8 protein-coding genes are annotated in these 12,371 nt (G+C 60.0%); all 8 read right to left on the reverse strand.

Annotated elements, in window-relative coordinates:
• Positions 1–7: 7 nt before the first annotated feature.
• Positions 8–3,469: a type VI secretion system membrane subunit TssM gene (gene tssM / locus N7E69_RS17765; protein ID WP_001137104.1), complete on the reverse strand. Its 3,462-nt coding sequence runs from the start codon at positions 3,467–3,469 to the stop codon at positions 8–10.
• Between the two features lie 78 nt (positions 3,470–3,547).
• On the reverse strand, positions 3,548–4,960 hold the full coding sequence (gene tssA / locus N7E69_RS17770; protein WP_001752219.1) for a type VI secretion system protein TssA: 1,413 nt from the start codon (positions 4,958–4,960) through the stop codon (positions 3,548–3,550).
• Position 4,961: 1 nt separating this feature from the next.
• Complete coding sequence (gene vasI, locus N7E69_RS17775) at positions 4,962–5,699, reverse strand: type VI secretion system-associated protein VasI (RefSeq protein WP_000089148.1); 738 nt, start codon at positions 5,697–5,699, stop codon at positions 4,962–4,964.
• Positions 5,696–8,431: a type VI secretion system ATPase TssH gene (gene tssH / locus N7E69_RS17780; protein WP_079945312.1), complete on the reverse strand. Its 2,736-nt coding sequence runs from the start codon at positions 8,429–8,431 to the stop codon at positions 5,696–5,698. Before tssH ends, vasI begins: the two co-directional genes overlap by 4 nt.
• Positions 8,432–8,443: 12 nt before the next feature.
• Positions 8,444–9,202: a type IVB secretion system protein IcmH/DotU gene (gene icmH, locus N7E69_RS17785; RefSeq protein WP_000343978.1), complete on the reverse strand. Its 759-nt coding sequence runs from the start codon at positions 9,200–9,202 to the stop codon at positions 8,444–8,446.
• Positions 9,203–9,206: 4 nt separating this feature from the next.
• The gene (gene tssK, locus N7E69_RS17790; protein ID WP_000246455.1) at positions 9,207–10,538 is read right to left on the reverse strand and encodes a type VI secretion system baseplate subunit TssK; all 1,332 of its coding nucleotides are present in this window, start codon (positions 10,536–10,538) and stop codon (positions 9,207–9,209) included.
• A 2-nt stretch (positions 10,539–10,540) separates the two neighbouring features.
• Positions 10,541–11,074 carry a type VI secretion system lipoprotein TssJ gene (gene tssJ / locus N7E69_RS17795; protein ID WP_000147702.1) on the reverse strand — a complete coding sequence of 178 codons (534 nt, stop codon included), beginning with the start codon at positions 11,072–11,074 and terminating at the stop codon, positions 10,541–10,543.
• Positions 11,071–12,357, reverse strand: a complete 1,287-nt coding sequence (gene tagH / locus N7E69_RS17800) for a type VI secretion system-associated FHA domain protein TagH (protein ID WP_000796942.1) — start codon at positions 12,355–12,357, stop codon at positions 11,071–11,073. Before tagH ends, tssJ begins: the two co-directional genes overlap by 4 nt.
• Between the last annotated feature and the right edge of the window lie 14 nt (positions 12,358–12,371).

Below are 12,371 nucleotides of genomic sequence, written 5' to 3' on the forward strand. Positions count from 1 at the left end.
AGCCTCCTCAGTACAGGGTATCCGGCAGCCGGAACTGACTGAACAGCCCGCCGGTGAAGGGGTTATCTTCCGTATCGGTATGTACCCGGTACACCATCGCTCCGCCGTCCACGTTAAAGCGCACGCTGAATGTCCCCTCCTGAACGCCGGTAAGTTGCCCGGCGCCGAACAGCCTGAACTGCGCCCACGGCCCGCTGAAACTGATGCTGCGCGGCGCGCCGCCACTGACGCCTATCAGCGTCAGCTTACTTTCATTGCCTTCACGCATGTTGTTCGGCCAGACCAGATGGGCGGTGTAATTGCGGCCCTGGCTGTAGTCCACTAACTGCCCGTCCAGATTCAGCACGCTGCGCCGTTTGTTGCCGGAAAGCGACACAGTTTCCACGGCAAACTGCGCGCCCAGGCCGTTCTGTCTGCTGAAAAACGCCTCGCGGATTTCCTGTGCGGTATCCAGTTGCTCCCGGACATCCTCACGAATAATCACGTTGTTATCCCCGTCCTCCAGACTCAGATCGTTTTCCATAAACAGACGCAGGTTCTGCTGATAAAAGGTATCCAGTACGCCATTCGGTTTAAAGAAGCGTTCAAACGCATCCAGCGACGCATCTGACTGTGAGCGTGGGTTAAACGGATAATTGTCGGCGAGTTGTTCATTAAAGGGTTTGACCACGTTGTCGCGCCAGTCCACTTCCATATAGTGAACTGCCTCCACCATCACCACATGCCAGGCCTGATCCGCCAGCTTGCCCACCCAGCGGTTGAGCGGGGCAGGCAGGGTTTTCGCCATCTGGCGGGTGGCGAAAATAGGATCGCTGCTGTTCTGATCCAGCCGTAGCTGCACCGCTTTCAGCGCTGATTTTCCCGGCACCGGCGCGTTCTGAATAGCCAGCAGGTAACGGTGCAGCTCCGTCAGTTGCTGATAGACCGCCTGGAGAGTGTTTTCTTTGTCTTTCTGTACCGCCAGCGTGCTGTTTTCCGGGGCAAATTCATGCCCCAGGCGGGTCAGCAACTGGTAATCCGGCTCCGCCATCGCCTCCTGAAGCGCCTTGTCATCCAGTTTTTCAGAGAGAACGGCAGGCTGCGTGTTGTCGCGCAGTGCCGTCAGCGCCCGCTGGAGCGGCTGATCGCCGCTGATGATCTGCTCCAGCGCCCCGGTCAGTTGCGCAATGGATTCGTAATTGCGCACGTTAAGGTTGTCCATTCCGGCGCGCCAGGTGGCGGTGTAGTCGCTGAGATACTGTTCAGTGAGCTGGCGCTGGATTTCCGCCCGGTCGGCGTCGCTGTATTTCACGCTGCGGGTCAGGTTCAGCACCCAGGAATCCATCGCCGTCAGTTCGATCAGCGCGTCGCGCTGTTTGACAAAATAACTTTGCAGACCGTAACGGGTGAGGAACTGCGGAACAATGAGCTTATTATCATCCCCGGAGGTAAAGACCTGATCAAACGTGGCGCCCACCTGGTCACGCAGGTTCAGATCAGCGGGCAGCACGCCCATCGCCCGCGTTTTCAGACTCTGGTAAACGCGCTGGTAGACGGGCAGTTTGCTGAGCTCTTTCTGCGCCGCCACGACCGGATTGTCATACGGCGTCCAGCGGCTGATGGCGTCGCCGTCGCCTGCCTGACGCTCCGCGTGCCAGTCGGTGTGTTTCAGCGCGTAGTCCAGATGAGACATTAGCTGTGCCTGAATATCGCGCTGGCCGTGAAATTTATCGCTCCAGCGTTTCGCCATATACTGCTTCACCACCTCGTCGCTGCGTCCGCTTTTATCTTCCAGCATTCTGATAACGCGCAATACCGCGAGCTTCTCCTCGCTCTCCGCAGGCGCGGCATTCATCTCTTTGACCAGGCCGTTAAACAGGGCGGGCAGGTAACGCTGCTCCAGCAGTTGCAGGTAGGTCTGCTCCACATATGGGCCGACACGCCTGCCCTGATATAATCCCATATCGGCCAGACGACTGCGATCGCCCCAGTCGCCGTAGGCCAGCGTGGCGTCACGCACCGGGTTAAGTAACGGTAGTTGCAGGTTGCCATAATCGTCCATACCCTGCGGTGGCGGAACCGACATAAAAGCTTTGGCCTGCTCCAGTACGGTGATGCCGGAACGCCAGTTGTTATTGTAATAGTGATGCCAGCCGATAATCAGCAGCAGGGCGGCGATGCCGCCAGTGGCGGAAAACACGGACAACCGGCGGCGGGACTGCATCAGCCAGACGCGGCTTTCACTGGCGAGGTTCGGCTCAGCCAGTAAGGTCTGCGGAAACAGATTACGGGTGAAATACGGTAACGTGTCCACCAGCGGCCAGGCGGTCAGCGGACTGCTGCCCAGCCGGAACTGACGGGCGGCGGACTGCATAAAAATATCGTCTATCTGGCCGCGTTGCAGGGAGGAGGTGAGGTACACGCCGCGCAGCATCACATCCATATTTTCCCCGTCCAGCAGCCCGTTCAGCAGGGCGATCAGCGGCTCGCGGCCCCCCTGGATCTGGCGGACAAAGCTGAACAGGGAACTGCGGGAGCCGGGGGCTAACATCCGCTCCGGCAGGACGTTATTCAACTGTTCGCCCCATGTCTGCCAGAAGGCATTCAGTTCTGTACGCCAGTCGTCATTTTCATGGGCATGACGGGTAAAGGTGACGCCAAGAATGGCGTCGCGATCGTTGCGGTCCAGTGACTGAAACAGGGCGGCGAAACCGTGCAGTAGATCCAGCCGGGTCAGCACCACATAGACGGGGAGCTGGCAGTGAAGATGCTGGCGTATATCCTGCAAACGTCCGCGCAGGATCTGCAACAGGTGCTCACGGCGTGGCTTGTCGGCGGTCAGAAGATCGGGCAGATCCAGCGTCAGTATCAGGCCGTTCAGCGGCTGCCGGGCGCGTTTTTGCGCCAGCCAGTCCAGCATATGGGTCCACAGGCGGCGATGCAGTATATCCGCATCCTGTTGCTCAAAGAGGAGGCCGTCAGCGTCAAAAATCACCGCCTGTTTTCCCACATGCGGGATAACATACCGGCGCTGCTCCACGCCCCGCAGCGCCTCCGGGGCATAAATAATGTCGGACGGATACCCTTCGCGCAGCAGCGTGGTTTTACCGCTTCCCGCCGGGCCAGTGACCATATACCACGGTAGCTGCCACAGATAGCGGCGGCTGTCGAGATGGCGTTGCAGACGCAGTAACCAGTGATCGAGATAGCGTTGCTGGGTGTTCAGTTCCACGCTGAGCGGATCCTGCGCCTCGTCCCGTTGCTGGCGCTGCTGTTTTTCCAGCAGTTGCAGGCGCTTCATGACCCGGACGGTCAGCCACGTCAGCGCAATCAACCCCCAGGCGGCGGTGGCCAGCCAGCGGTTCGCCAGCGGGGCCAGCCAGCGCTGCTCGTAGAGCGTCCATGACGGACCTTTCCACCAGAACCATACCAGCAGCAAAATCCACGCCAGCGCCAGCAGCCAGGCGGCAGAAACCTTAAACCGGGGCATTGCCGGTCTGAGTGCCGATCTCAGTGTGCTGAATAATCGGGGGGTCGGTAATCTGAACACAAAAACTCCTGTTGTCTCTTACTGTTCTGCCGTGAGTTTGTTTTCCAGTTGTTCCAGCAGGGACGGCTCCCATTCAGCCAGCGTCATGCGCAGCCCTGCTTTAAACAACATCCGGTACTGTTGCTGTGCCAGTTGCGCCATCCCGGCTTCTTCTAACAGTTGCGCGCCAAGATACTGCCGGTGGAACCGATCGCGCGGATCGCCTTCCGGCAGGGTTTCCAAGTATCGCAGCGTGGCCTCCAGCCCCTGCTCGCTGAAACACTGGCGGACGGCCTCGGTGTCTTCACTGGTCCGCACCATCGGGGCTGTCTGACTGCCCGGAGACGCCGCCAGCCACTGTTTTGTCTGTTCGCTGATAAACGGTGTGCGGTCATTAAACAGCAGGGTGGCAAGTTGCGGCAGGCGGGCGAGAAAGCGAACCACCTCATCCCGGATGGCTTCTGCCGCGCTGGTGTAGCCCAGGCGTTGTGCGGCCTGCGCTGAAAGGTAATGACCATAGAGCCAGTACGGGGCCAGCAGCAGGCTTTTTTCCACCTGTTGCCAGAGCGCCAGATCGGCGTTGTTCAGCCGCGCCTGGTAATCGGCGGTCATGTCGGCAGGCACCGCCGCCAGCGGTGTGCGCCCGTCGCTTTCGGCCTGGGGGACGGATGTAATGGCCTGCCATAACGCATGGCGGCGCAGGCGGTAGCCCTGCGGTGAATCCGGCTGGCGCTCACAGAGAATGGCGGCCACTTTCAGCAGCGTGTCGCGCCAGGCTTTGTCGTCATGGCTGTCGATATCCACCGGTGGCGCCGTCGTCGCCGCAGGCGCAGACGGGGATACCGGGGCGGACGGCGTGGCCGAAACCGGAGCCGGAGGCGTGGACGGGCCAGCCGCTGGCGGCACCGGGGCGGCCCCGCGAAATGCCCGGCGATACTGCGACGAGAGGTCATCGACGGCCTGTGCCAGCGCCGGGATATTCTGCTCCTGCCAGCGCTGCGCCAGTTTCGCCAGTTCAGCCAGCAGGCTGTCGCGCTGCGCGGTACGGGCTGTCTCTGCGAAACTCTCCACGCCGGTTTCAAAGCGTTTCAGCACCTGGGTGGCGAAACGCTGTTTATGTGCCGCATTTTGTGGTGCCGCCACCGTCCAGTAATGCTCCACGTACAGCGCCAGCAGACGCAGCGCCAGCAGCGGATCGCCGGCATGTTGCAGGGTGCGCAGCAGATGGGCCAGCAGGCGAAAATCCTTGCTTTCCGAGGCCAGAATCACCAGCCCCCGGCGCTGAATTTCCGGGATATCCAGCTGACTGTGCGCCAGCGAGCCGAGTTTAAGCATTTCGCCGTCGATATATTCCCAGTCAGGATCATCGTCTTTCAGCGCGCAGGCCAGTTTGTCATCCGGCAGATTTTCCAGCAGGTGCGAAATCCAGGTATTCGGGTCGCGTAAGTCCATATTATTCTCCCGCCCAGTGACAGGCTTCACGCAGCGGCGCGATGGTTTTTGCCAGTCCATCAATGTTAAACGTCAGTTTTCCGGCTGCGCTGTCGGTGCCGGTATCAATGGTCAGCGTTTTTGCGCCGAAAAGTTGTTTTATTTCGTCGATGCCGGATAAGCCCCGGCTGGACTCCAGCAGGGTGCCGTTTTCGCGGATAAACCAGCGCGACCGAATCTGTCGGGTATCGGCGGTCAGCGTCACGTCGATGCTGTCCGGCGTCATGGCGTGGGTCAGCGCCACCTGCATCCGGGTGATGTTGTCCACGCAGCTGAACATCAGCACCGGGCGCGGCGGTACGTTGCCGATGGCGGGCGTGGTGATAATCACCGTTGGCCGCTCGCCGCCGCTCTGCGTCATTATCAGCGCGGTGGAGTTGTCCGGGCGCTGTTTTTCCTGGGCGAAGGCGCGTTTCCAGGCTTCCCCTTCGTATTTTGCCTTCACCAGCGCGCTGGCAAAACCGGGCTGCTCCGGGGTGAGGATTTTGTCGTAGCAGTCCAGACGCTCCAGCGCCGCAGGCTCCCGGCGACAGGCCGTCATGGCGCTGAGTGTCGCCTGTGCGTCTGTTTCCGGGACGCCCGGCACCACAATTCCCGGCAGCGCGGCAGCCGCCTGTTTGGCCGCGGTTTCCGCCTGTACTGCGCCGGGGAGTAATCCCGGCAGTAGCGCCATGATCAGGAGCGTCTGCATTCTGCTCATAGAACGGCTTCGTCCTCTGCTTCCGCTACGGGCTGAGTATCCTCATCCGGCACATCCTCCACATCCGCGGTAAACGCGCCGTTTGCCACGCCCAGCGTGATACGGGCAATGGCGATATTCGCCGCCATTTTCTGCAACAGCAGCAGGGAGAGCGGCGGCAGCATCTCGCCGTCGATGACCGACTCCAGCATCCGCGCGCCGTTTTCGGCGCGGGTGACGCGCTGCATGATTTCGTCGGTCACCTCCGGCTCAATCACCACCTCCGCGCCGAAGCGGGCGCGCAGTACGTTGTCCAGCCGCGCCAGCTTCCCGGCGATAATGACGGCAAGCGTTTCTCTGGATAACGGCAGGTACGGCACCACTTCCATACGCGCCAGCAGCGCCGGTTTAAAGAAGTCCGCCAGTACCGGGTACAGCGCTTCCTGCATGGCTTCCGGGTTGTCGGCATGTTCGACAATCACCTGATAGCCGAGGTTGGAGGTGAGGAAGAACACCACATTTTTACAGTCGATAAGACGCCCTTCGCCATCGGCCATCTCGCCCTTGTCGAACGCCTGGTAGAACAGGTTGAGCACGTCCGGGTGGGCTTTCTCCACCTCGTCGAGCAGCACCACGGAGTACGGTTTCTGACGAATCGCTTCGGTCAGCACGCCGCCCTCGCCGTAGCCGACATAGCCCGGCGGCGAACCAATCAGGCGTGAAACGGTGTGTTTCTCCTGAAACTCCGACATATTGATGGTGGTCAGGTACTGGCGACCGCCGTAGAGCAGTTCGGCCAGTTGCAGCACGGTTTCGGTTTTGCCGACACCGCTGGGACCGGCCAGCAGGAACGCGCCGAGCGGGCGTCCCGGACGGCGCAGATCGGCGCGGGCGGTCAGCAGGTGTTTGTGCAGGTGCTTAATCGCCAGCGCCTGGCCTTTAATGGTGTCGCCCAGCCACTGCGGCAGGTCGGTGATGACCGACATTTCGTTTTGTGACAGGCGGTTAAGCGGCACGCCGGTCCATTCGGTAATCACGCTGGCTATCTGTTTTTTATCGACGTGTGGGGAGACCAGCAGCTGCGTGTGGTGCAGGGCGTCCAGTTCGGCGGTGAGCTGCGCGAGGCGGGCGGCTGGCGAAATTTCCGGTTCCGCTTCCGGCGGCGCTGTGACGGATTCATCGTCACTGCCCACCGCCTCTGTTTCAGGCGTTGCGGTTTCGTCGTTGCCGGTAGCGTCCGTTTCGTCCAGCAGCCCCTTACGCAGCGCGATAATCTCCTGCACCAGCGTCTGCTGCTGGCGCCACGCGGCCTCCAGCGCATCCAGTTCGCTCAGCGTTTCGTCATACTGCGCCAGAACCTCGTTTAGCCGTGAGGTGTCCGACCGCAGGCCAATACGGATCTCACGCTCAAGCTGGCGGATTTCCGCTTCACACTGCTGGCGCAGGGTGGTCAGCGCCGAGATTTGTCTCGGCGGCGAGGAGAGGTTAATCGCCACGCGGGCGCAGGCGGTATCCAGCACATCAATGGCCTTATCCGGCAACTGGCGGCCTGACAGGTAGCGCTCGCTCAACGTCGCAGCGGCCTGTAAGGCTTCATCGTCAATCAGCACGCCGTGGGACTGCTCATACACCGCCGACAGGCCGCGCAGAATAATGGTGGCTTCGGCAGCATTGGGTTCGCTGACTTTCACTAACTGGAAACGGCGCGACAGGGCGGAGTCTTTCTCGAAGTATTTTTTGTATTCGCTCCAGGTGGTGGCGGCGATGGTTTTCAGCTCGCCGCGCGCCAGTGCCGGTTTGAGCAGGTTGGAGATATCCAGCCCGCCCTGCTGGTTGCCCGCGCCAATCAGCGTGTGGGCTTCGTCGATAAACAGGATGACGGGTTTCGGCGACTGAATGACTTCCGCCATCAGCCCCTTAAAGCGCTTCTCAAATTCACCTTTCACCGACGCGCCCGCCTGTAATGCGCCGAGATCCAGCGTCATAATATCGGTATCGCGCAGTTTGTCCGGCACCTGACCGGCAATAATGCGCAGCGCCAGCCCTTCAATCAGCGCGCTTTTGCCCACGCCCGCTTCGCCCACCACCACCGGATTATTTTTACGGCGGCGGCAGAGGATATCGATCATCAGGTCAATTTCGTTATCGCGGCACAGCACCGGATCAAGCCGCCCCTGCCGGGCATCGTCGGTCATGTTTTTGGCATAGCGGGCCAGCAGGGTGTCGCCGGTATCGGCTATGGCGCTGGCGGTCTGTCCGTCCGCATTCAGGATCACCGATTCGGCGGACTCCTTCGTCCACCCGGCAAAATCCTGCCGGAGCAGGTCGCGGTTGATGGCGGTCAGCAACCGGGCGGCGGCGGGCGGCAGGTAGCGCAACGGCGAATGCAGCAGGGCGAGCAGCAGCACGCCGCCGCGCAGTTCGGTCTGCTGCATTTCCGCGGAGGCCAGCAGCCAGGCCTCTTTCAGCCATTCAACCAGCATCGGGGAAAACGACGGGTAGCTGTCGGATGAACGGGCGGTGGCGTAATTTTCCACCGTCATCGCCTGGCGTAAATCATCGGCGCCGATCTCCGCACGTTCGGCAATCACCCGAAAGTCGCTGCGCGGGGTCGCCAGCATCTGTAGCAGCACATGCGCGACGGTAATTTCTGCCGCCTGCTGGCTCATACACTCCGACGCCGCCGCTTCCAGCGCCTGTTTCGCGAAGGGAGCAAGCCGTTTTACCAGGGTGGCTAAGTCAATCTGGATCATGGGATGAAATCCTTACCTGGCAAGCAGCCGGTTTAACTGATGAAGAATGTCCTGCGTCTGACTGTCCAGACGCAGCAGATAAAACAGATAAAACAGCGCCAGCACGACGATGCCGCCGCACAGAACATGCCGGATGGTCAGCCGTTTAATCAGCTGATAGCGCCCGCCCTGGGTTTTTTTATCCTGGTGCAGCAGCGGAAAGGGCGCATCGCCGCGCAGCTTATGCAGGACGTGATACAGGCGGCGGTATATCTGCTCAAACTCCCCCTGGTCCTGGACGGCGACTTTATAACGCCCGCGAAAGCCCAGCGAAAAGCAGATGTACAAAAATTCCAGCAGATCCTGGTAGCGTTTGGGTTCGCGCATCAGGCGCTCCAGCAGGATAAAAACCTTTTCACCGCCCCAGGCTTCGTTATGGAAATGCACCAGCAGCGACTGCTTGATCCACTCGTTTTTGTTCGACCAGCCATTCCCCAGCGCCGCCTCGTCAATAAAGGTACACAGGATGTAACGAAACGAGATAATCACCCCAGGCTCATAGCCCTGCTCCTGGAGTAACTGCTCCACCGCCTGCACATCCGTCACCACCTGGGTGAACAGGTGTTCAGGCATGGCATGGCTGTTCATGCCCGAAACGCGCATCACCATCCCCAGCAGCGGGGTGGCGGCATCGATCATCGGGTTCAGGCTGTTGCCGCGCAGCGCCAGCTGATACTGGCGCTGGCCTTCTCTCTCGTATCCGGGTAAAGGGGGCAGTGACAGCTCATCCATCGCCTTATCCTCTTATGGCCCACAGTTGCATGTTCAGATCCGGGAACGTACCGGAAACATGCAGGGCGACAGCGCCGGTGGCCGCCACATCCGCCCAGGCGGCCCCGCTCTTGTCCAGTTCGAAATAGCTGAAACCGGCATGGTACGGAAGCTGGCGGGGGGCCACCATCAGCGTATGCAGCGGGATGCCGGGGATTTGCACGCTGACCATATTGCGGATTTTTTCCGGCGAGGAAATTTTTGACTGCTGGATAAACTGGCGCTGGAGTTGCAGCGTCTCCATTTTCGCCGCCACCGCCAGCACGAAGGTGGCCGACTGCAACAGCGTGGAGTCATGTACGTCAGCCTGCCAGATGCCATCGCGCAGATGCAGCGGCAGGTTAACCGCCCTGGGCGACAGGACGGTATGTAATGCCCGTTTCACTTCCGGCAACAGCGTTTTGAAGGTGTCCGTCAGGTTACGGTGATCGTAGACATCCAGCGGACAGGGCAGGCGGGATGGCTCGGTAAATGTCATCAGCTCGCCCAGCAGTCCGGCCAGATCGAGATAAAAATCTTCCGGATGGAGGTGCGGCCTGCGGGCGCGGTGGGTGAACCGCGTCTGGTTACGGTTGAGCAGTTGCAGCATCATAAATTCCGCAACGTCGGCAATACCGCTTTGCGCCGGAGAGCCAATGCGGTTAGCCAGGTCATTGGCCCGGCCGCCAACCGCTTCCTGGACTTCCCGGAGAAATTCACGCAGCCGTGCGCTGACATAAACGTTCTGGCAGGTAGGGATAAAGTTTTCATCCAGCATCAGGGAGCCGTCCGCACGCCTGTCTTTGATACGGCACAGCGGCAACGTGACATACGCGCTCATATCGTCCGCTCCGCTCATAATGCGGGGGGTCAACTGGCCCAGCGTCAGCGTCCGGGCATCGCCATTCTCGGAGTGCAGATCCCGGACACTGGCATCGTTCAGCCGGTAACGCCCAACCTGCTGCCCGTAACTGACTTCGCCTCTCACATCGCTGGCAACGGGTAAAGCCAGATAGACATTGCGGCTTTCTTCATCAGGAAAACTGTCCGGATGCAGCGGATCGGGGAGCGCATCCTGGTCCGGAAGGGAAAACACGGTGCCGTCCGGCAGGGTGCCCGACGCGCTGTCGATCATAATTTTGCCCTGTCCCAGCAGCTCATCATTGAGGGAAAGCTCGGTAAATCCCCAGGACAAATCATGAATGGCCCGGAAACGCAGATTATTCACATAATCGTTATAACGTTGTTGCTGCTGGAGATGGTGCGGACGCATCAGCGTTCCTTCCCGCCACATCACCTTGTTTCGCGTGGTTGCCATCGTTAATCATCCTCTTTTTTCATTTCAATACTGCTCTGCCGGATATGCACCAGCAGGCGGTAGTTGTGTCCTGTCCCTTCTACCGGTTCGATTTGCTTCCATTCCGTAGTCTGGTCGTCGGAAAAATAGGCAATCACGCCGATAAACTGCGTTTTCTCATCCAGCTTCACCGGCGGCAGGGTTTTCATGGTGTCGGGCAGCAGGCTGAAATCCTGGTGATCGATATAGTTTTTCCCCAGCGCGTCGGGTAGTGCGGTGGTGGCTATCTGGTCGTAGTCGGCCGCCTGAAATTTTGAGTCATCGCTCAGATAAACCAGCTGCACGTCCACCGCAGCCGCTTCACCGTCCGCGTTGATATTGGCATCCGGCTCCGTCAGCAGCGTAATCGTCACCTGCGAAGACTGGTCTGCCAGCTTACCGACCTGAATATCCGGGTTTTTAATCACCTCGCCGATTTTTTTTACCGTTTCACAACCGCATAAGGCGAGGGTGAACAACGCCACCATCGCCCAGGCGAGGAAACCACGGCCTGTCATGCTTCCGGCTCCCGCTGCTTTTCACGCAACACCCGGTCATACACCTGGGCATACACTTCGTTAAACAGCATCTCAAAACCCTGCTGGCGGCTGGAGGCCAGCTCATCGTAATAATCGCAGTACATCTGCCACGCACCGGCATCATCCAGCGGTTTACGCAGTTCGTGGCTGCGGCGGTACTGCACAAAACGGCGCATCAGACTCTGTGGCGAGAAGGCGTCCAGCAGCACGCGCAGCGATTCCACAATCGCGGCGCGGTTGGCTTCTTCGTGATGACGAATATTGCGCAGGCTCTCGCTGACGGCGGCGGGCGCGGCCAGATGTACCGGGCTTTTCCCTTCGGCAAACAGCACGTCCAGCGCCGTGGCGTAGTCCATATTCAGGCGCAGCGGGTTATCTTCCAGCGGGCGCAGATGCTTGTCTGACAGGCTGTTGCGGCGCTGCTGTAGCTCAAGCAACCCCTGAATCGCCGCCTGCAATGTCCTTCCGGCCTCCTCCAGAAAATCATCGGCGTCCTGGGTGTTATGCACGGCAAGCGATCCCCCCAGCCCGCGCAGTAACGGCGTGACGGCGAGGTGGCGCTGCGCCGCGTCTGCCGGTGACATGCCCTCTTCATTATCATGCGGATCGGCATACATGGACGGCAGATCCATAAACGGCGTGTTGATCCCGCCGTTTATCGCCGGATCGGATAACGGGGCGGAGGGCCGGGCCGGGGTGATACCCGCAAGCGGATTGTCCCTGGTGGTCAGACTTTCAGCCTGGAGCACCTGCAACGGATCGGTGGAAAAGCCATTAACAACGGTATCCGCGAGCTGATGGCGGGACGGCATTCCCGGATATTCCGGCGCGCCGTCCGTGGACAGTAGCGTGTCCGACAGGAGGTCGTGGTTAGAAACGATGGTTTCAGGCGTCGCCATCTCCTCATCGTAATGCCGCATCCCGCCCTGGTTCAGATAAACCCGGAGTATCAGATGCCCGGTCTGGATCTCATCGCCCTGACGTAACTGCACCTGGTCTGAGGCCGCCGTGACTTTAGCCTGGTTCAGCCATAATGGCGATGCCAGCGGATGCAGGCAGAATGCGCCATCATGCAGGCTGATGCTGAACGCCTTCGCCGGAACGTTCTGGTGCCGGTCCTGAACAGGCCAGTGGCATTCGCTGCCGTGGCCCACATCGCCGTCTCCGGTGAACAGACACCGTGCGGTACGTCCGCTCTCCAGCTCGTTACCGTTAACGACATGCAGTGAAAGCGTCTGTTGCCGCGCTTTTTCTTCCGCCATATTCTGCTCCATGA

This window comes from Salmonella sp. 3C (assembly GCF_025426275.1).
Classification (GTDB): domain Bacteria; phylum Pseudomonadota; class Gammaproteobacteria; order Enterobacterales; family Enterobacteriaceae; genus Salmonella; species Salmonella enterica.